Below are 21,947 nucleotides of genomic sequence, written 5' to 3'. Positions count from 1 at the left end.
GCACCGTCATCAGCGGCCGTAGCGGAACAGTCCGCGGCAACGCCGACCGACGATGCCAGCACGGCCGTTGCGCACCCCGCGACGCCAACGCGTGCCACATCTGAGGCGGCACCAGAACCAGCGGCGTCAACCGAACCGGTTCAATCATCGGCGGCTGCAGCACCAGAATCCGTCACGGCGAGCGACATTGAGGCGACCAGCGCGTCGGTAGCCCCCGATGAAGCTTCGGCAGCGTCTACCGAGGTCCCCGATAATCAGGTACCGGCATCAGCTGCGACCGAACAGTCTGCCGAAGACGATGAGCACCCCGTCAGCGATGAGCAATTGTACGATAAGGGCTTGGAGAAGACCCGGCACACTTTTGGCGAACGGTTGAACGCCTTACTGGCGAATTTCCGGCACGTGGACGAGGGTTTCTTCGACGATTTGGAAGAGACCTTGATTGGCGCCGATGTGGGCTTTGACATGGCCGTTAAACTCAGTGATGAGTTGCGCGACGAAGTGAAGCTACAGAACGCCAAGAAGTCCTCAGATGTTCAAAATGTGGTTGTCGAAAAACTGGTTGAGATTTACGATGCAGCCGGCAACAACGAGAGTACCGCGTTGAACATGGCCAAGGAAGGGCCCACCGTCATCCTCTTTGTCGGGGTCAACGGTGTGGGGAAGACCACGACCATTGGTAAGATGGCTAACCGTTACCACCAAGCCGGCAAGAAGGTTCTCTTGGCCGCGGCCGATACCTTTAGAGCCGGAGCCACGGAACAGTTGGATGTCTGGGCCAAACGCGCCGATGTGGATATTGTGACTGGAAAGCCGCAATCGGACCCCGCTGCCGTGGTCTTTGACGCCGTCCAGAAGGCGAAACGCGAAGACTACGATATTCTCTTCGTGGATACGGCCGGTCGGCTGCAAAACAAGGTGAACTTGATGAACGAGTTGGCCAAAATGAAGCGGATTATCACGCGGGAGATTCCCACGGCGCCACACGAGGTCTTATTGGTGTTGGATGCCACGACGGGACAGAATGCGTTGACGCAGGCCAAACTATTCAAGGAATCCACGGACGTGACGGGCATCGTGTTAACGAAGCTCGATGGCACGGCGCGTGGGGGCATCGTTTTGGCCATTCGCAACGAGCTCCACGTGCCCGTGAAGTTCATTGGACTGGGTGAACAGATTTCGGACCTGCGACCGTTTGATCCGAACGAGTTCGTTTACGGCTTGTTCAAGGGGTTAATCGACGTTAAGGCGTTGGAAAAATAGAGATTAGATAAGGGCTGGGTAGCTGTGACCGTTCTATGGTTACGGCGGGCTGGCCTTTTTTGCTGCCTGCTCGCAAAATTGCTGTTCAGGAAAAGCTGATGAGTGGGCGGTGATTTCTCTGGTGTAGCGTACTTATTGGATAAATTTGAGTGAGAAGTCATTTCCGCGACAAGGAAAAGGGCTTCTTTTCGCAGTTTAACGGCGAACCTCGCGAAAAAAATTGACGAAACCGCTAAAAATCGGTACTCTAGTAGAGTGTGTAAGTCCGTTTGCGGGCGGTTAGTGCGGACTAATCGTTGGGATGAACGGTGAGGGTTTCTATCTGGGAGGACAAATTATGGAGATTGAAAAAAATTATCGGATTAATTCCTTATTTGCGTTCTACCAGCCGTTGCTGACCGCAAAGCAGAATAATTATATGCAACTGTACTACGGTGACGACTATTCCTTGGGTGAAATTGCCGAGGAATTCAACGTCAGTCGTCAGGCAGTTTATGACAATTTACGGCGGACCGAAAAGATCCTGGAGGACTATGAGGGTAAGCTCCATCTCTATCAGGAATTTACGGCCCGCAACCAGCAGGCTGACGAGATTCAGTCGTACGTGGCGGATCACTATCCCCACGATGCGACGCTCAACCGGTTGGTCGCGGGACTTGAAAATCTAGAAGAACAATGAAAGTTAGGTGGCAAGACGAATGGCGTTTGAAGGATTAACGGAACGGCTACAAAACGCAATGCGTAAACTCAGAGGAAAGGGGAAAGTTTCCGAGAGTGATTTGCGCGAAACGATGCGTGAGATTCGGTTGGCTTTACTGGAAGCCGACGTTAACTTTACGGTCGTCAAGGACTTTGTGAAACAGGTCCGCGACCGGGCGATGGGTGCCGATGTGCTGGAAGGGTTGAATCCCGCCCAACAAATCGTCAAGATCGTTGATGATGAATTGACGAAAACCATGGGGGAAGAAGCCGTTCCCCTGAACAAGTCCGCTAAGATCCCGACGATCATCATGATGGTGGGGCTCCAAGGGGCCGGGAAGACGACGACTGCCGGCAAATTAGCTCGGAAGTTGAAGGAAGACGAAAAGGCACGGCCATTGATGATTGCGGCCGATGTTTACCGGCCAGCCGCGATTGAGCAGTTGGTCCAAGTGGCCCAAGGCATTGATGTGCCGGTCTTCCAACTGGGAACCGATGTGGATCCCGTGGAGATTGTCCGCCAAGGGTTAGCCCAGGCGGAAGAGAACCACAATGACTACGTGATCATTGATACGGCCGGTCGTTTACAGATCGACGAACAATTGATGGACGAATTGGCCAAGATTAAAGCCCTGGCCAATCCGGATGAAATCCTTCTGACGGTCGATGCCATGACCGGGCAAAATGCCGTGGCAACCGCCGAAGGGTTTAACGACAAGCTAGACGTCACTGGGGTTGTCCTCACCAAGTTGGATGGCGATACCCGTGGTGGGGCCGCACTGTCGATTCGTGCCGTCACCGGTAAGCCAATCAAGTTCATTGGTCAAGGTGAAAAGATGACCGATTTGGACGTCTTCCACCCCGACCGGATGGCGTCCCGGATTCTGGGGATGGGGGATATGTTATCCCTGATCGAAAAGACCCAGAAGGAATACGATGAGAAGCAAGCCCAGGAACTGACGGAAAAGATTCAGGAAAATTCGTTTGATTTCAACGATTTCCTCGATCAAATCGCCCAGATTCAGAAGATGGGGCCGATGGATGAAATCATGAAGATGATTCCGGGGATGGCCAACAATCCGGCCATGAAAAATGCCCAGATGGATCCTAAGGACATGGAACACCTGAAGGCCGTCGTTTATTCGATGACGCCACAGGAACGGACCAATCCAGATCTATTGAACCCCTCACGGCGCCGGCGGATCGCGGCCGGTGCTGGTCGGCCGATTCATGAAGTGAACCGGATGATTAAGCAGTTCAACCAGATGAAGAAAATGATGAACCAAGTATCGAAGGGGAACATGTCCGGCATGGAACAACTCATGGGCAACACGGGCATGGGCGGTGGCGCCGGCATGGGCCGCATGCAGAAGATGGCCATGAACCGGATGTCCCGACAGATGAAGAAGAACAAGCGTAAACGCCTTAAGAGTAAGAAGAAGCGGCGCAAGTAAGCCGCGACTCGGGGCCAAGCCGTTTTACCGGACTGGTCGTGAAGCGGCCGCATCAAAAAGGTAGACGCCGGGCGATTAATCCGGTATACTACCCCTAAAGCAAGTCATAAGGGAGTAACTAGCAGGAACCTCTGCGGCAATATCGTCAGCAAGAAGCCAATCCGGTATTGTCTTAAATAGTGAGACTTATGTGTGTTCACAAATTTTTGTGTGCATGCGTAGGCCTCATTTTTTTAACCCATTGTCATGGCCCTTAACCATGAGCAGCGGTTAACTAAAATGGGACTGCGCACACCATAGGAGGAAATGGAAAATGGCCAAAGTCCCAATTTACCAGCAACCGGTATCCACTATTTACCAAGCCCTGCAGACAAACGAGCAGGGGTTGACTAGCGCCACAGTGAAAGAACGCTTGGCGCAGAACGGGAAGAACGCGTTGAATCAGCAGAAGACCACGTCGTTACTGCAGAAATTCATCGCCCAATTTAAGGACTTCATGATTATCGTCTTGTTGGTCGCGGCATTCATCGCCGGCCTGACCGGTGAAGTCGTCGATGCCGTGATTATCCTGATCGTGGTCGTCTTAAACGCCGTCTTCGGGGTGTTTCAGGAAGCCAAGGCCGAGGAAGCCATCAATGCTTTAAAGGAGATGTCGGCGCCCAACGCCACGGTACGCCGCGATAATGTGGTAACGACCGTCAAGAGTGACGAGCTGGTCGTTGGCGATATCGTCTTGCTAGAGGCCGGGGACATCATCCCCGCTGACCTGCGGCTGACCGAGGTCGGCTCACTGAAGGTCGAGGAATCGGCACTGACCGGAGAGTCCGTGCCGGTCGAGAAGAACGATGCCGTGCTGACGGCCAATGATCTGGCCATCGGCGATCGCGCCAACATGGCCTTCATGAACAGCAACGTCACCTATGGCCGGGCCACCGGGGTCGTGGTCGCCACTGGGATGCAGACCGAAGTCGGCCGCATTGCCGGCATGATCGAGGATGCCGACGAGACGACCACCCCGCTACAGGCAAACCTGACGCAGCTCGGGAAGTCGCTGACCATTCTCATCCTGATCATTGCGGCCATCGTGTTCGTCATGGGGATGTGGCGGCAGGCGGAAAGCCTGATTGACATGTTACTGACGGCCATCTCGTTAGCCGTAGCCGCTATTCCGGAAGGGCTGCCCGCCATCGTCACGATTACGCTGGCGTTGGGGACCCAACGCATGGCTAAACGGCACGCGATTGTGCGGAAATTGCCGGCGGTGGAAACGTTGGGAAGTACCGACGTCATTGCATCTGACAAGACCGGGACGTTGACGCAAAACAAGATGACGGTGGAGAAAGTGTACCAGGATCTTCGCCTAGTCGATGCCCACACGGTGGACTTTGAGCGGGACAACCGGTTAGCACAGACCATGATTCTCAGTAACGATACTAAGATGACCGACGACGGGTTGGCCGGGGACCCGACGGAAACGGCGTTGGTCCAATACCAACTTGATCGGCACTATCCGGTCGATGCGGTCCTGCACGATTTGCCCCGGGTGGCCGAGATTCCCTTCGATTCCGAGCGGAAATTAATGTCGACCATTCATCCTTTACCCGATAATCAATTTCTGATTGCGGTCAAGGGGGCGCCGGATGAGCTGCTGAAACGCGTGACCCACTTGGCGCGGGATGGTCAAGTGGTGGCGTTAACGGCCGCCGACCGGCAGACGATTTTGACCACCAACCATGAGATGGCCACGCAAGCACTCCGGGTGTTGGCCTTTGCCTATCGGATCGTCGACGCGGTGCCGAGTGACTTGACCAGCGCGCACGTGGAAAACGATCTGGTCTTCGCCGGCATGGTGGGGATGATCGACCCCGAACGGCCAGAGGTTGAACAGGCCGTGGCCGATGCCAAGGCGGCGGGGATTCGCCCACTGATGATTACCGGTGACCACAAGGACACGGCCGCCGCCATTGCCACGCGGCTGGGCATTATGGAGCCGAGCGACACCGCTGCGGTCGTGACCGGGGCCGAACTCGACGAGATGGACGACGCGACCTTTGCCAAACGTGTGAAGGACTTCACCGTTTACGCGCGGGTTGCGCCGGAGCATAAGGTGCGGATCGTTAACGCTTGGCAACAGCACGGGAAGGTCGTGGCCATGACCGGTGACGGGGTCAACGATGCGCCCGCCTTGAAGGCCGCCGACATTGGCATTGGCATGGGGATCACCGGGACCGAGGTTTCCAAGGGGGCCAGTGATATGGTGCTGGCCGACGATAACTTTTCCACCATTGTGGTGGCGGTTGAAGAGGGACGGAAGGTCTTTGCCAACATTCAAAAGGCCATTCAGTACCTGCTGTCCGCCAACTTAGGGGAAGTCCTGACGCTCTTCATGATGACCATGTTGGGTTGGCAAATCTTGGCGCCCGTGCACATTCTCTGGATTAACCTGGTGACGGATACGCTACCGGCGATTGCCTTAGGGATCGAACCGATGGAACGTAACATCATGAAACAACCGCCACGGGGCCGTAAGTCGAACTTCTTCTCCGGTGGGGTCCTCGGAGGGATTCTTTACCAGGGCCTGCTTGAAGGGGGTATCACGCTGTTCGTCTACTGGATGGCCATCACGTATCCCGTGCACCAAGCGGCCAGTCTGGCCCACGCCGATGCCTTGACCATGGCGTTTGCCACGCTGGGGCTGATTCAGCTCTTCCATGCGTTTAACTCCAAGTCCATTCACGGCTCAATCTTTACGGTGGGGCTGTTCCGGAATAAATTCTTCAACTGGGCGATTGTGATTGCCTTTGCCCTGTTGGCCATGACCATTCTGGTACCGGGCTTGAACAGCATGTTCCACGTGGCGGCGTTGAACCTGTTCCAGTGGGCCATCGTGCTGGGCGCGTCATTGATGATGATTGTGATTGTCGAAATTGTTAAGTTCTTCCAGCGACGCGTGGTAAAATAAGCGTAATAGCTGTTTGAATACTCGAGTCCAAAACGGTGGCCGTGTTCTTTCGCGACCACCGTTTTGGCGTAGGAAATCATAGAAATGGAGTGAGAATCGTGGCACTGACCTATCAAGCCTGTCTGCAGGCCACAAATGTAATTTTAGCGAGCGGTAGCGTGCCGACCATTGTGGGGGAGGCCGGTATTGGCAAGTCGGCGCTGGTCGCCGATTTGGCCCGGCAACGCCACGCCAAGCTGTTCACCACGGTGGTCAGTTTGGTCGAAAAGGGAGACTTGGTGATTCCCGTGCCGCCGCTGACCAGCGACTCATTCGTGCAGACGGCGAAATACGGGTCATTGGCCGATGTCCAGTTCGGTTATTCCCACACGCTGGTCGCGATGATTCGGTACGCCGAGGCCCACCCGGATCAAGAAATCATCTGGTTCCTCGATGAATTCAACCGGGGCACGCAGGCGGTGCAGAGTGAGCTGATGAATCTGGTCTTACAGCGGCAAATCAATACGTTGACGTTGCCCGATCAGGTCCATCTGATCTTAGCGGAAAATCCCGATGCCACGATGGCCGGCTTTGAACAGAGCCACTACGGCGTAACGCCAGGGGATGCCGCCATCGCTGACCGAACGACCCGACTGGTGTTAACGGCCGATACGGCAACGTGGCTGCAGTGGGCAACCCAATCAGTCGCCGGCGAACCCCGCATTGTGCCGCTGGTCACGGATTATTTGGCGGAGAACCCCGCTGATTTACACGTGGTTGCGACGGCCGACGCTGTGGCGGATGATGACCTCCAGCCCACACCACGGGCCTGGGAGCGGGTCTCACAGGCGCTCCGGGAGCTGAACCGGCAGCAGTTGTTCAACCAGACGGCGGTCGTAACGGCCATCATGCAGGGAAATTTGGGGATGACGGTCGGCACGGCCTTCGCGGGCTACGTCCAGGAAAAACGGCCGGGACTCACCGTGGAACAGGCGTATCAGGATGCCGCGGCTCCCGAGACCTTTAAAACCTTGGCCCCAGCGCAACAGCAACAGATCTTGCGGTTGTGCCTGGCCGCGCAATCGGACTGGCCGTTGACCACGGGCAGCTACGCACAACGGTTCAGCGAGCTATTGGCGGGATGCCCCGCCGATGGTCAATTTGCCATCGCCCAGGCCATGGCGGATAGCCCCCAGTTATTCGAGCAATTGGCCGCGGTGACGGCGACGACCCCCGGCGTGGCGCAGCTGTACCAGCAACTCACAACAATTGGGCAACGTGGGAGCCAAATCGAGGTGTAGCGGATGACGAGTTTAACGCAAGACTTAAAACGGATCGCGGCCGGTACTGCCGCTCAGCAGGCGGCGAACACCCAATTGGCCTACCGAAATGCCGTGATGTATCTCTTACAGACGGACCCGTTCTATGGCCGGGTTCTCAGTCAACTGACCGTTGAGATTGGGACGGATCGATCCCCCCTGGGCTTGCGGCCAACGGCAACCGATTGGCGGTTACGCCTGACTCCTCAGGCGATTAGCCGGCAGTCGTGGACGGGGGCGCAGTGGCTGACGATGCTCCGACACACGGTGTTACATTTGTTGTGGCAACATCCGCAACGCTACGCCCCGGCACTCAAGACGCCGGCCCAGGCCGGACTCGTTCGCTGGGCGACCGATGCCGCCGTCAACGACTATTTAACGGATTTACCGGCGACGGCGATTACCAGCCAAAAACTACAGCAATTGATTGGCCAACCGGTCCAGCGGCAACAGGACTCGGCCGTGTATTTTCGGCAATTGCGGGTGTGGCAAGCCCGGCAGAAACAGGCCACGGCTAAGGAGCTACCAACTGGTGGGCCGGCTAGTCTCGGCGACACGGCAGCCCGGCGCAGCGCCAACGCGGGGACCGAGCCGAGTGACTTGGACGGTCATCTGGCATGGCAACAGGCCGATCCCGATGCGGCGGCGAACCGCGAGCAATGGCGGCAGCGGCTCTTTCAACGGACGGCCGATTCTCTAACGGCCAAGCAACGCGGAACCTTGCCGGGGGCCATGCAGGCGGCCTTGACGCCGACGATGGCGACGCACCCGCTGGATTGGCGGCGACTCCTGAAACGCGGTCTGGGTCAGGTACCAGCGGGGCGTCAACCGGCGTTTGGACGCTTTAATCGCCGCCAACCGGCCCGGATGGAATTACCCGGACAGATTGTGCAGACCTGGCAGAAGATTTCCGTGTTTGTGGATGAGTCGGGATCGATGGGCAACCGAGAGATTAGTTACCTCCTCGGACAATTGGCGACGTTATTGGCCGTTTATCCCGCGCAGGTGACCGTTTATCCCTTTGATACGGTTGTGGACCCGAATCGGCGCTTTAGCCTACAGCGCCGCCCACAGCACCTGATGCGGACGGGCGGGGGTGGCACCCGGTTTCAGGCCGTCTTCGATGCCCTTCCGCGGTTATTGCGCGGGGCCACCGGTCAATTGGTCATTATTTTGACGGACGGGTATGGCGAGAAACAGCTGAAACCGACCTTGCCGGTGCCGGTCATTTGGCTGTTAACGAGCCCAATCGCGGCCTTTTCGGTCGACCAGGCGCCCGGAACGGTGGTGAGTCTGACCGATGATCCGCAGTGGCAGGCGATAAGGAGGCAGGAGTCATGACGCAGCAATTAAGTGCAGCAGAATTAAGAGCGTTGATTAAACAAACGGCGGCTTATCGTAATGCCCAGGCCATTTTGGCCAATGAGTGGGGCAGTCGGGCGATGGAAAATCCGTTGTTTCAGGCGCCGATTACCGTCGCTGACCTGCAGTTTGCCCAGGATTTACAGGCGGCGGGCGTCAGTAAGGTCAAATTGGACTTCACCGATTACGGTGCCGTTCAGCGGTGGATTGCCGCGAATCAGCGGTATTTAACCGCCGATGATCGGGCCTGGTTACAGCATCCGTTTGAATAATTTTGAGGTGTAAAGAAAAAACCCTTTACATCATATCCATAAACTGGTATATTATTACACGTTGAAAGAAATACAGGAGGTGTCTACATGTCAGTTAAGATTCGTTTAAAGCGGATGGGCTCTAAGAAGCGTCCATTCTACCGGATTGTGGTTGCCGACTCACGGAGTCCTCGTGATGGCCGTTTCATCGAACAAGTTGGAACGTACAATCCAGTTACCCAACCTGCTTCAATTACGTTGAAGGAAGAATCTATCATGAACTGGTTGAACAACGGTGCTCAACCTTCAGATACGGTTAAGACTTTACTCTCCAACGCAGGTATCATGAAGCAATACCACGAAGCTAAATACACTAAAAAGTAGTGATTAGCCATGACCGATTTTAAGGCATTAATTCTAGCAATTGTTAGCCCACTCGTGGAACATCCCGAAGCGTTGGTGATTACACCGACGGAGACGGATCGCTTCTATGAATATCGGTTAACCGTTCATCCGGACGATATCGGGCGGGTGATCGGCAAACAAGGCCGCGTGGCGCAGGCGATTCGTACGATCGTCTACAGCGTTCGCGTTCAAGGCAATAAACGGGTACGACTCATCATTGATGACCGCCCGGCAAAGACTCTCGAGTGAGGCGGCAACGTTTCCTCGAGTTTTTTTGTACCCAATATCACGGCCAGGTGGTATGGTTCTGGCCGCCTTACCGTTCGCCAAATATGAGCTGGAACGCGGTGGGTAGGACCGGGGCGAGCCTGAGAAGCGGTCTCGTCCCTCGCTTGAAACCACCAAAGACCGGTGTTTCCAAGGCGCCATTTCCTAAGAAAACCACTTGGGAAATCCCACGGCTGAGCTCATATTTTGCTTCACTCACGGCTACGGTTGCGAGTGGCTGAGCTTTATTGGGTAGCATGCCGGTTGTGGGTGCCTAACTCGCCGGAGGAGGCCAGTAATGGAGCCAGCCGTGACAACGCCCTTAGCTGGCGATTCTCAGCCAGGTTAGGGCGTGGGACGACTTGGGAGACTTACGGGTTGTGTAAGGCTTCCAAGCGAGGCGGAAGCCCGTTTCTTGGCTGAAGCCGGTCCCCACAGCAGGCGGAATTGCTGGCAGCCGCAGGCCTCGTTGCGGGGAAGGCGGCGGCCAGTATTCACCATTGTTGCCAGAACAGACACATTTAAATATAATGAAGCAAGCAATTTATGAAAAACAAGGAGGCCAGTCAGATGGCATATTACACAGTCGGGACCATCGTCAATACGCACGGCATCAAGGGTGAAGTTCGCGTGGTCGCCATCACCGATTTTCCAGAGAACCGGTTTGCGGTGGGTTCCACGCTCTACGCCTTCCAAAAGGGCCAGTCTCAGCCGGTGAAGCTCACGGTCGCTTCCAAACGGCCCCACAAGAATTTCTACCTATTGAGCTTTGAAGGCAAGCCGTCGATTAACGACGTGGAAATCTACAAGCAGAGCACGCTGAAGGTCACCGATGACCAGCTCCAAAACGACCAACTCCAACCCGGCGAATACTATTATCACCAGATTGTTGGTTTGGACGTCGTGACCGAGGATGGCGAAAAGCTCGGCGCCATCAAAGAAATTCTGTCACCCGGCGCCAATGACGTTTGGGTGGTTGACCGACCAGGCAAGGACGATCTGTTATTGCCCAAGATTGACCAAGTGGTGAAGGACGTGGACCTCGAGAATCATCGGGTCACGGTAGAATTAATGGAGGGACTCGAGTAATGCGCATCGATGTATTAAGTTTATTTCCCGATATGTTTTCCGGTCCCATGCACGATTCCATTGTCGGTAAGGCGATTGAAAATGGCCATCTGACCATGCCCGTCACCAACTTTCGGGATTATTCGACCAACAAACACGGCAACGTGGACGACTATCCCTTTGGGGGTGGCGCGGGCATGCTCCTGCAGCCGCAGCCGATCTTTGACGCCGTAAAGGCCACCCAGGAACAGGCCGCGGCCGAGGGACTTCCTAAGGGCCGCGTCATTCTGATGGACCCGGCCGGCGTGACCTTTAACCAGCACGTGGCCGAAGAGTTCGCTCATGAGGACCACTTAACCTTCCTGTGTGGCCACTACGAGGGCTATGACGAGCGGATTCGTTCGCTCGTGACGGATGAGGTCTCCTTGGGGGATTTCGTCCTGACAGGCGGCGAATTGGCCTCAATGGTCATGATCGATGCCACGGTCCGGTTGTTGCCGGGGGTTTTGGGCAACGAAGAATCGGCTCCCGGCGATTCCTTCTCGTCCGGTCTGCTGGAATACCCGCAATATACGCGGCCAGCCGACTTTCGGGGGATGAAGGTCCCCGATGTCCTGATCAGTGGCAATCACGGCAAGATTGACGAGTGGCGACAAAAAGAGGCCCTGCGCCGGACCTACACGCGCCGGCCGGACCTCATCGACCACGGTAAGCTGACCAAGGAACAGAAGCATTTACTGGCGGACGTCCGAATCGAAGAGGAAGAGCGTCAGGCCGCCGAACAGGAGTCAAGAAAATAACCTTTACAGGTATTTCCAGATATGATACACTTACTTTTGGCTGTTTAGCCACAAAAACAATATTCCGCTGTCGAAACTGAGAATGAATGTTGGCGAAAGGATAGAATTAATTATGCGCCAAAATACTTTAATTGCTAAGATCAACCAAGAACAATTACGTGACGATGTTCCAGACTTCCGTGCCGGAGACACTGTTCGGGTTCACGCCCGGATCGTCGAAGGTACCCGCGAACGTATCCAACTGTTCGAAGGTGTCGTAATCAAGCGTAAGGGTGCTGGCATCCAAGCAACTTACACGGTACGTAAGATGAGTAACGGTGTCGGTGTGGAACGGATCTTCCCATTACACTCCCCACGTGTTGCTAAGATTGACGTTATTCGTCAAGGTCGTGTACGTCGTGCTAAGCTGTACTACCTCCGTGAACTTAACGGTAAGGCAGCGCGGATCCCAGAACGCCGTCGCAACTAGTTTTATTTCAAAGGCCAATCACTTCGGTGGTTGGTCTTTTTTTCGACAAATTTGACGACCGGTAAGCGACTTATCGTATGATAAGGCATGCTAGCCTTGGTATACCAGGAAATATAGCCGTGTTTCTCCTTCAATAGGTAAGCAAGCCAAAACAGACCAACCGATGCTGTCACCGGTTGGTCTGCTTTGTTGGGTCATAGGCGTTAGGAACATGAATGCCATTGAAAACTATTTTTGTGAATCGTCAATTGCCGCTGCCTGGGGCCGCATGAGCTTGAACCCAATCAGCGCGCCGCCAATCAGAATGATGACGACTGCGGCACTAATTCCCATGGTCAGAACCGCGGGACTGATGCCGGTGCCACTGAGCGCTTGCGTCAGACCCAGGTTGGCGTATGTGATGGGCAGAAACTTCGCTAGCGGAGCGTAGAGGGTCTTCACGGTTTGGACCGGGAAGATCCCATTGGCAACGCAGAGCTGTAAGAAGAACAGGACGCCGATTACCAGAACGGCCAGACGACCGAGGAAGAAACGGAGCACGAGTTCAACGACTAGGACGGCGAGGGCGAAGAGTCCGGTTAAGGCCATGAATGTGAATGGATGGGCCGCCTGAAGCATGACGGCCATCCCGGCACTGGTAATCAGGGATTGTAACAGGACCCATCCCGTTAAGTTGGCCAATTGCCGCGGCGTTTGTAACTGTTTACGATAGTCGAACCAGGCGACTAAACCGGTCAGTCCTAAGAAGGTTAGGAGTGAAACCACAAACGGTGCGATGGCGTGGCCAAAGTTCGGAACGTAACTGAACCTTTCATGCGTTAAGGCGGAAGGCGAGGCAAACATATCGGCCGTTTGAGCCGTCAATGGCGTGGCCTTTACCTGATTGGCACCGCCCTGTAAGGCCGTGGCCAATTTGCCATTGCCCCGTTGGAGCTTTTGTGCGCCCGCCGTGAGCTTAGGGGAGTTAGCGGCTAGTTGTTGCGCGCCGGTCGAGAGTTGACTGACGCCAGCGACTAACTGAGGGGCCTGCTGGTTCAGGGCTTGGAGACCGCCCTTTAATTGCGTGCCACCGTTAGTCAACTGTGAAACGCCGGTAACTAAGGTAGGGACTTGACCATTGAGTTGGGTCAAGCCGTTAGCGAGTTGGTGGGTTCCCATGGTCAACTGGTCCGCACCAGCGACCAATCGGCCAATGCCACCGGTTAAGGCGGGGAGCTGGCCATTTAGGAGGTCTAGCCCGTTGGTGAGGGTGAGTGAGCCATTGAGAAGTTGCGTCACGCCACCGGTTAAAGCGGGCAGTTCACCTTTGAACTTCGCCGTTCCGGTTGCCAATTGTTGGGAACCGTTGACCAGCGCTGGACCGTTGGTGGCGAGCTGCTGGCTGCCAGCAAGCAATTGGCGTATGCCGGCTGTAAAGGCGGGCACCTTTTGATTGACCTGCGTCAGGCCGCTTGAAAGGGTTTGGGTGCCATTAACCAGGGCGCCGTACTGTTTGACGAGGGCATCGTCATTGGTGTTGACGGCACTATCGAGTTGGTTAAGGGCCTGATTTTGCTGGGTCATCTTACCCGTGATCGTCGTGAAGAGCGCCTTGAGTTGTTGGGCGTCTTGCATGACCTGTAGCAGGGCGGTCGAAGGCGTCGTCTTGCTGGTTGGGGCCAGAGCGGCCACTTCACGCTTTAGCGTGGCCACCGTATCTGGCGTAGTCGACGTATCTGGTGTGGCCGTGGCACTTGCTTGGGCGAGATCACTGGCGGCCGCCGTGACGGCTGACTTGGCCGCGGTCGTCGTTGTTGTGGTAGCTGGCTTACTCTGTCCAGCATTTGCCAAGGCTACCGTCATGGCCGACTTCTGTGCCGTGGTCATCTTCGTTTCCTTGGCCACGGCGTCGACTTTGGCGTTGATTTCGGCCTGAGTCATCCCAGTCGATTGTGAGGCTTCTTGGGAGTGATCCAACTGGGCGACCGCGGTTTTTAATTTGGCCGCGGCTTGTGAGGTCGCCGTAGTACTGGTCGATGTTGCGTTGTCTTGCAGCTTACTTAGCGTGGTTTGGACGGCCTGCACCTTGGCGGACGATGCACTACCACTAGCGAGTGCACCGGCTAAAGTCGCTAAATCCGCCTGAAGTTTTTGCTGTAACTGATCGCCCTGGGTTTGAAGGGTGGCGGTGCCACTGGCGGCCTGATCCTTTAAGCTGGTCATGGCGGTTCCCAGCCGGTTGACGCCAGCCTGGCCCCCGGCGACTTGATTGGCCAATGATGAGGAACCATCACTGATCTGGGAGACGGCGCTGGCTAGCGTTTGGCCATTCGTGTCCAGCTGTTGTAGCCCCGTATGAACCTGATAAACGCCATTGACGTACTTGGTTGTGCTCGTAGCCAGTACCTGACTGCCATCGGCCAGTTGGACCACGCCGGAGGCCAGTGCCCCGGTCTGGTGATTGAGCTTCTTCAGCCCGGCCGTGACCTGGGCGGAACCGTTATCTAATCGGTTAACGCCGCTGGCCAGAGGAGACGTCTTGGCGGACAATTGTTGCAGGCCGCCAGATAGCGTCGTCGAACCGGTCGAGACTTGGTTAGCGCCGGTGGTGAGTTGTGCGACACCGCTGGCTAGCGGCTGGGTCTTAGCCTGGAGAGTCTGGAGACCGGTCGCTAACTGATCGGCGCCTGTGGACAGTTGTTGAACCCCAGTTGGTAGTTGTTGGACTTTCGTGGTCAGCTGGAGGAGGCCGTTGTTAACTTTCGTGACCCCCGTCGTATAGGTATTCATGCCGTCCGCCAGTGTGACGGTGCCATCCTTGAGCTGTGTGGCCCCGTTGGCGGCCGTTTGAAAGCCATGCCCACTGGCTTTGATCTGATGAAATAGGCTCAGCGCGTATGCCTTGGTCACCGCGCGTTTGACGGCGGTATTCAATTCAGCGGCGCCGGATTGGCTGATAATCTCACCAATATAGTTCAACGAGTCGTTGGTTTTGTAGGCTAGACGCATCTTTTGGGGATGACTAGCGGTCACCGTCGTGGCGCGTTGGGAGAAATTGGCTGGAATGGTCACGACGGTATAGTACCGATTGTGGCGCATGCCCGTGGCGGCATCCTTAGCGGAGAGAAACCGCCACCCCAGCTTGTGGTTGTGTTTGAGTTGGTTCACGACCTACTCGCCCACCGCCAAACGCTTGCCTTGGTAAGTAACCGGGCGATCCTCATTCACGACGGCTACTGGTAACTGACTGGTCCGGCCAAACGGGTCCCAAAGTGAATGGATGACCAGCCCGGCACAAATCACGGGTAGTACCAGCCCGGCGGCCAAGGCACCCCCGATTAAAAACTTATGTTTCATTTTTCACACTCCTCAATAATGCCGTAAAATGTATATGGCATGTTGTATTTTCACGCAAGTCCTAGCACTAATTTGTGTCTACCCCGAGAAATTAGTATAGGGCATGTTGCATTTGCGTTAAAAAACAGACTGAAAATTCAGCCATACTTTGGAGCTTACTCGTCTGGGTTTTAGATTGCAAGGAATTTTTTTGACGAACAGCCATCCAGACCTGAATTGACAGGGCGTTTGGTCAGATGATTTTTTTCGCGGAATAGCGGAGAATGGGTTGCCAAGTTGGCATTGTTCATTGTTGTTGCTTAATAGGTGATCTACGTAGGCTAGGGATTTGTTAATAGTGTCGAGAATGGCGTATCGAGTTGAAAAATATTTACTTTCGAGACCGACTATTCTTTATCAACTGGTGTTGAGTTGGACCTTTTTCGTCCATCTTAGTGAAAGCCCCTCAATGGGGGGATGATCCTAGTCGCGGCATTTTAATGCTTTTAACATACCGTTGTCTTATCCAACAGTTTAAATGAAAGTGTTGTTAAATGTGCCTGGTTGATGACATATACTGTTTTAGGGGTAGTGGAAAAGTGTATTTGAAGTATGCTACTGAAGAGAATTTTTTCTTACACCAGGTAAATACGAGATGGTGTGGTAATCGAACACTCTGGGATTGAGGAGTGGCTTTAACAGCCAATTATCAAACGCTTCCTCTGGAATGGCAGTTAGATGTATCGCCCTAGCATAACACCGTTATAAATTAACCAAGATCGACTAAAGATTTAAGGCCATTGGTTTTGTTAACGGCAACAATAGTAATTATAGTTGTGCTTGTCTAAAAAAGGGGATTGTTGGTAATTTGTTGTACGACACGAGATAAGAATGAATGTTTCATCTTTTTTTAGTAAAAACGTTGGCTTCTTTACAAGTAGCCTACATGTAGGATTGCTTTACAATGCAAAATGAATGGACTCGTATAAATATAGAAAATGAGCCTAAAAGTAGATGTTGATGCGTCATGATAGTTATGCATTTATGCAGTTACGGTGGCTATGAAGAAACAGCGATAAGAAGTTAAAATAAGAACATTCAAACTGTGCATTGCTAATGTGCATTTTAAACAATTATGTATTGATGATATACAATAATCGCAAATTGTTATGACTGTAACATTTAATAGCAGAATAATATTTGCGGATTTAATATTTATCCAGTAGACGTTATAATTTTAGTGTTATATGATAGTCACGTAGAGACTATCATTAAACGCCTACGAAGAGTCTATTCTAATCGAGATTTTTACGAATGAAAGCGTTAATAATTGGACGACATTTTGCGGCTGGGGTAACGAAAAATGTGCGTTGACCAAGTGTACTGTGACTCTCTAAGCCGGTAGTCTTAGTGGTAAATGTATAACGATTTACTAGCTTTACGGCTGAGGAATACGGCCTGGTGCGGTGGCTATGGTCGCCTAAAAAATGTTCAATTCTAAATTATGGATAATGTGGAGGCCTTTTATGACAGGTTATTGTGAAGCGTATTCAAAAACTCTTGGAAATATTAATACTCGAATGGAAGATCTGCGCAAGACGCTGATGTCATTACAGAACACAATGGATTTACCAGATCCACTTTGGTCGCAAGTTCATCCTCAGCTCTTTAACGATAAGTTAACTAGAAATAGGGCGGGTGATTTGTACATAGAATCTCAAATGAAACTAGATTATTTAGTTAAATTGATGTTTTTTATTGAGAGAGATCAATATCGTGCACTAGCCGAAGGATTCTCAGACTTTTTTGGTAAACGAGATTTATATTGGTGGCAAAGTGCCTTGAGCTTGCAGGGGGCTCCTCAATACTTAGAACACGAGATTATTGCGTCTGATTACTATGAACTGGCGCGAAAAAAAGCAACCGTAGATTTTTAAAGTTAGTCGATTGGCAATATTAAAATGATACGAGAGGAAGGCTAAATCTTGAAACAAAAAGTGGTTAATCAAGGGCTTAAGAAAAATCTTATTCTGTACAAAGGGCGCACTGGTTGGAAAGTGAAGACACGAATCTTTGGTAGTTTGGTGGTGACCTTGTCAGCCTTAGCTCTGGCTGAGGGAACCGGAACGATGAATGTTCATGCAGCGACCGATCCGTCGACTGGTCAAGTTGCTGGCGCAGTGGAAGGTTCAGAAAAGCCCGCACCACAAGTAGCATTGAAATCAAGCATAAAGCCAAGTACGAGTGCGGGCACGGCTGACAGCTCTACCCAAGAGTTAAATAAGAATTCAGGCTCGAATGTAGAAAACAACGGGCAACCAGAAAGCAACACGCAGCCAGAAAACAACGCGCCACAAAAACAAGTTGCTGAGAGTGAATCGCTTACCGAAGATACATCAGCGACTTCACAAAAGACAGACTCTTCGGCGGCTGAGACTTCTGATAGCGGTAGTCAATACCCAGTCCTTTCAGAGGACGGTCCGACTAATATCGGTGTTGATAATACCGAGGTTAATTTGACAGCTGACCAGATTGCTGATCATTTTACGGCAACGGTCGTGGATCGGGATGACAGCGATGGTAACGTTAATCCAGCTAAGAATACCCATGTTCAAAAGATTGGCAAAGACGGAAGCGTTTCGCTGACGTCGAATGATTACCATGATGTTTATACACAGAACGGGACTAAAACCTCCGTATTGGGGCATCAAGTTGCCCACGTGTCGTTTGAACATGAAATTGATTTTACTCACAACTTTTCGTTATCAGGTGCGCTAGGAATTGGGAGTAAGCCTAGCGGTGGTGCCGATAGTGTTGGGGTTGTTTTTGCTCCCGGTGATCCGGCGAAAGCAACTGAGGGTGGCTCCGGTGGTGAATTAGGGATTGGTGAACTGGCTAATGCCTTTGGCTTCGTTTTTGATGAATGGAACAATCAGAATAAAAATGATCCTTCTACTAATTACCAATTTAACCCCTATTTTGGCTGGCGGACGACAGACAGTAATGGTAAGTTACAGCGGGTGGCGAGCTCCAGTGAATGGAAGCTAGCTAGTGCGGTCACTTTAAATGATCGGACGACAAATCCGCTGAATGATTTTACGATGGATTACAATGCCGAGACTAAGACACTGACTGTTACGCTTGGTGGACAAACATTTACGCGGACAATTACGGATACGAGTCAGGGGTATTCAATTTCAGTGGCTGCCTCTACTGGTGGTAACCAGAATGATTATTCTGCGCGCATCGATAAATTCACTTATACGCCAAAGACAGTGACACTAACGGATAAACTAGTGGACTCTGCTGATAGTGGGGCGTTACTTGATCAGGCGTCTGTAAAGGCAGTGGCCAACATTGGGGATACAGTTTCGGTGTTCTCAACGCAAGCAGCAGCGGCAAGAGCGGTTGCAGCGGGATTAGTCGACCCTAATTTAATTTCTATTTTACCCACTGACAGTGCAGGAAATGTTTATGTGATTGATGGTAATCAAACTCCTAGCAGTACCGGGACACCCCAAAAAATTGATAATTCCGGTGTTTCCGACAATACGTACTACACTTATACGGTTCAAGATGGGGACGACCAAACAGTAACGATTCCTGTACGGCTAGCCTTTAAAGCAAACGTGACACCAGTTGATTCAGTCACTGGGCAACCCATTGCGGGCTTAGATCCAGTAACGGTGGTCGCAGTAGATGGGGAACCAACTTTGGTGCAAATACCAGGGTATACACCAACGAAGGTAACTCTGGCCGCGCCAAAAAATGGTGATAAAGTTGCAGAGGATACATTGCCAATCGACCAAGGCACTACGAAGACCGGAATATCTGGGACAACGACTGACGATACGGCAACACCAATTAGCCATTACTATTCCGGATCAGGAAAGACAGTTGATGGCCAAACGGTGACAACCGGGACAGTCAAAGCTGGAACGGGTCAGTCGGTCTCGGACAACTTAGATCAACAACCATTAGTAGATCAAAATGGCCAGGCCATTACTAGTGGTGGTAAAACGATTGGTAGTAGCGATTACTATTGGTCAACGATTGGCAATGCTGGTGCCACTGATTCAACAGATGAGGCCAATCCACAAGCTAGTGGAAGTTTACTGTTACCAACGACCAGCACGTTAGATTATTGGGAAACACAAGCGACAGATAACCAGACAAAAGCAGATACTTATAAGGCCCAAGCACAGCAGATGTATCAAACGTTTATGGGGATTACTGGGTTAACGCAAGCTCAGAAGGATGATGCGCAAGCGTTACTAAATTCAGTCAGTGAGACTTATACCAATATTTCTGAAGCCAACGGGACCGCGAAGGCTGATTTTGAAGCTGCTAAGACTGCCACAGAATCAACAGACATTTATGCAGATGGTCAGAGTGGTTATGCATCATTAGAAGCAGTTCAAAACCTATTGGTATCATTTGAAGCTGATTTAAAGAGTTTAGGAACTGAAAATAAGGATGCCGAGAGTAGTTTGGCCACGTTCAAATCTTGGGAGGAAAATTATGGTAGTCCCATCGACTTTTCACTAAGCGGTGTCAGCTTTGGTCCTGATTTTTGGACTGGTGGCACAGAACAATCTGCTGACTTCTTTAGCAATCCAGATTATTATGAATTTTACAGTACGGATGCGGTAGATGGTGACCCGGTTACCCCCAAGGCAGCGGGTAAATATTTCTTTAAGTTAACCGACGCTGGACGGGAATATTTAAAGAGTTTGAATCCAAACAATAACCAGATAGGTCTCTACGTTTCATCAATGTTGACAATCAATCCGGTGAATATCGCAGCGACTGTTGAAGCGGCTACGGTCGAGTATGGTGGTGGCCATGCGGCTGATGGCACGGCGGGAACCTGGCCAGCTTTTACTGGTAGCTTAGGCGAAGCCGATGCCGACCATACCGTTAGTTCGACTGATTTTGAAGTAGTCGATAAAGACGGTAACGTAGTCAATATTAAGGATCTACAAGTAAATGGTGACTACACGATTCGTTACAAGCAAGCAATCCAAGATGAATTAGCAAAAGATAAGAACTATACATTCACCTCCACCTCATTTGGAACGGCAAAGCTGACCGTCACACCACGAAAAATTACGGTAACCGCACAAGATCACGGGAAGACTTTTGGCACGGCAGATGATCCTACGCTTGATTTGACTAGTGACTCCGCAGATGGTCTAGTGAATGGTGATACGGTCGCGTCACTTGGTGTGACTTTGCACCGTGCTGCTGGTGAAGATGCGCATACTTATGACATCACAGAGGATCCTAGTTCAAAGCTTAACAGTAACTATGATATTACTGTCAAAAAAGGGACGTTCACAATTGCTCGCTTGGCAGTGACGGTACAGGCAAAAGATTTATCGAAAACGTATGGTGACGAGGATCCACAACTGGTACTTGTTGATGGCCATCAATTGACTGCTGGTAAGGACTTCACGTTGAGTCGAGTTGCTGGGGAAACGGTTGGACCTTATAAGATTTCGGGGTCAGATGTGTCGACGTCTAACTATAATGTGACGGTGGATGGCGGGACTTTTACGATTGCTAAACGTCCCATTACTATTCAGATTAACAATCGGAGCAAGACTTATGGTGATACAACTTCTACGGATCCAGCATCGACGTGGCAGATTATTTCTCAAGAAGGATTAGCTGAGAATGATACCTCCGATATGCTGAATGTCAGTTTGCAGAAACAAGCTGGCGAAGAGGTTGGTCACTATGCCATTACGGGAACTTACGATAATGCTAACTATGCTGTTAAGTTTGTTGATGGGACATTTCTGATCAATCCACGGGTAGTTGCGGTCACAATTGATCCGCAAGAGAAGACGTATGGTGAAGTAGACCCAACCTTGACCAGTCAGTTATCTGATGGTTCAACGCTTGCATCTGGGCAAAAATTGTCAGACTTGGTCACGTTGACACGTAAACCTGGTGAAGATGTTGGGACTTACACGATTAATGGCAGTTCAAAGAGTAATGATTATACGTTTGAAATAACGCCAGGTAAACTGACGATTAACAAACGAGCCATTACTGTTCAAGTTGACAACCAGAGTAAGACTTATGACAATGCGACCTCGACGGATCCAGCATTGACGTGGCGGATTGTTTCTCAAGAAGGACTAGCTGAGAACGATACTCTTGATATGCTGAATGTCAATTTACAGCGACAAGCTGGCGAAGATGTTGGTCACTATGCCATTACGGGAACTTTTGATAATCCTAACTATGATGCTCAGTTTATTGATGGGACACTTCTGATCAATCCACGGGTAGTTGCGGTCATAATTGATCCGCAAGAAAAGAC

16 protein-coding genes are annotated in these 21,947 nt (G+C 52.0%); 14 read left to right on the top strand and 2 right to left on the bottom strand.

All coding sequences use genetic code 11. The annotated features are described in order from the left end of the window. The 12 genes from ftsY to rplS form a co-directional block, all read left to right on the top strand. On the top strand, window positions 1-1,263 hold a 1,263-nt coding region (gene ftsY, locus HEQ50_RS10805; protein WP_232842745.1), incomplete at its 5' end, for a signal recognition particle-docking protein FtsY. 337 nt (window positions 1,264-1,600) lie between these two features. Beyond that, the gene (locus tag HEQ50_RS10800) at window positions 1,601-1,942 is read left to right on the top strand and encodes a putative DNA-binding protein (protein ID WP_057735329.1); all 342 of its coding nucleotides are present in this window, start codon (window positions 1,601-1,603) and stop codon (window positions 1,940-1,942) included. A gap of 19 nt (window positions 1,943-1,961) precedes the next feature. After that, window positions 1,962-3,416, top strand: a complete 1,455-nt coding sequence (gene ffh / locus HEQ50_RS10795; protein WP_168900526.1) for a signal recognition particle protein — start codon at window positions 1,962-1,964, stop codon at window positions 3,414-3,416. Window positions 3,417-3,729: 313 nt separating this feature from the next. Further along, window positions 3,730-6,378, top strand: coding sequence for a cation-translocating P-type ATPase (locus tag HEQ50_RS10790; protein WP_168900525.1), 2,649 nt, complete (start codon window positions 3,730-3,732; stop codon window positions 6,376-6,378). A gap of 98 nt (window positions 6,379-6,476) precedes the next feature. Further along, window positions 6,477-7,658, top strand: coding sequence for an ATP-binding protein (locus HEQ50_RS10785; protein ID WP_168900524.1), 1,182 nt, complete (start codon window positions 6,477-6,479; stop codon window positions 7,656-7,658). Between the two features lie 3 nt (window positions 7,659-7,661). After that, the gene (locus tag HEQ50_RS10780; protein ID WP_168900523.1) at window positions 7,662-9,017 is read left to right on the top strand and encodes a VWA-like domain-containing protein; all 1,356 of its coding nucleotides are present in this window, start codon (window positions 7,662-7,664) and stop codon (window positions 9,015-9,017) included. Beyond that, entirely contained in the window at window positions 9,014-9,310 is a 297-nt protein-coding gene (locus tag HEQ50_RS10775) for a hypothetical protein (RefSeq protein WP_168900522.1), read from the top strand. Before HEQ50_RS10780 ends, HEQ50_RS10775 begins: the two co-directional genes overlap by 4 nt. Window positions 9,311-9,397: 87 nt before the next feature. Then, window positions 9,398-9,673 carry a 30S ribosomal protein S16 gene (rpsP, locus tag HEQ50_RS10770; protein ID WP_020088982.1) on the top strand — a complete coding sequence of 92 codons (276 nt, stop codon included), beginning with the start codon at window positions 9,398-9,400 and terminating at the stop codon, window positions 9,671-9,673. A 9-nt stretch (window positions 9,674-9,682) separates the two neighbouring features. Continuing rightward, the gene (locus HEQ50_RS10765; protein ID WP_168900521.1) at window positions 9,683-9,943 is read left to right on the top strand and encodes a KH domain-containing protein; all 261 of its coding nucleotides are present in this window, start codon (window positions 9,683-9,685) and stop codon (window positions 9,941-9,943) included. A 588-nt stretch (window positions 9,944-10,531) separates the two neighbouring features. Further along, window positions 10,532-11,050, top strand: a complete 519-nt coding sequence (gene rimM / locus HEQ50_RS10760; RefSeq protein ID WP_168900520.1) for a ribosome maturation factor RimM — start codon at window positions 10,532-10,534, stop codon at window positions 11,048-11,050. Further along, window positions 11,050-11,829 (top strand): tRNA (guanosine(37)-N1)-methyltransferase TrmD, encoded by a 780-nt coding sequence (gene trmD / locus HEQ50_RS10755; protein WP_168900519.1) that lies wholly within the window; start codon window positions 11,050-11,052, stop codon window positions 11,827-11,829. The genes rimM and trmD overlap by 1 nt, the downstream gene beginning before the upstream one ends. A 112-nt stretch (window positions 11,830-11,941) precedes the next feature. Then, the gene (rplS, locus tag HEQ50_RS10750; RefSeq protein ID WP_168900518.1) at window positions 11,942-12,298 is read left to right on the top strand and encodes a 50S ribosomal protein L19; all 357 of its coding nucleotides are present in this window, start codon (window positions 11,942-11,944) and stop codon (window positions 12,296-12,298) included. Between the two features lie 228 nt (window positions 12,299-12,526). Here rplS and HEQ50_RS10745 read toward each other — a convergent pair whose 3' ends face one another. Both HEQ50_RS10745 and HEQ50_RS10740 read right to left on the bottom strand, forming a co-directional pair. Continuing rightward, window positions 12,527-15,445, bottom strand: coding sequence for a hypothetical protein (locus HEQ50_RS10745; RefSeq protein ID WP_168900517.1), 2,919 nt, complete (start codon window positions 15,443-15,445; stop codon window positions 12,527-12,529). 3 nt (window positions 15,446-15,448) lie between these two features. Beyond that, window positions 15,449-15,634, bottom strand: coding sequence for a hypothetical protein (locus tag HEQ50_RS10740; RefSeq protein ID WP_168900516.1), 186 nt, complete (start codon window positions 15,632-15,634; stop codon window positions 15,449-15,451). Window positions 15,635-17,139: 1,505 nt separating this feature from the next. Between HEQ50_RS10740 and HEQ50_RS10735 the strand changes: the two genes are divergently transcribed. Both HEQ50_RS10735 and HEQ50_RS10730 read left to right on the top strand, forming a co-directional pair. Further along, window positions 17,140-17,550: a hypothetical protein gene (locus HEQ50_RS10735; RefSeq protein WP_168900515.1), complete on the top strand. Its 411-nt coding sequence runs from the start codon at window positions 17,140-17,142 to the stop codon at window positions 17,548-17,550. A gap of 48 nt (window positions 17,551-17,598) precedes the next feature. Further along, the coding region (locus HEQ50_RS10730) for an MBG domain-containing protein (RefSeq protein WP_211089320.1) at window positions 17,599-21,947 on the top strand (4,349 nt) is incomplete at its 3' end.

Source organism: Lactobacillus sp. HBUAS51381, assembly GCF_012641095.1.
Lineage (GTDB): Bacteria > Bacillota > Bacilli > Lactobacillales > Lactobacillaceae > Levilactobacillus.
Note: the sequence above shows the minus strand (reverse complement) of the source record. Positions and strands in the feature narration are given on the sequence as shown.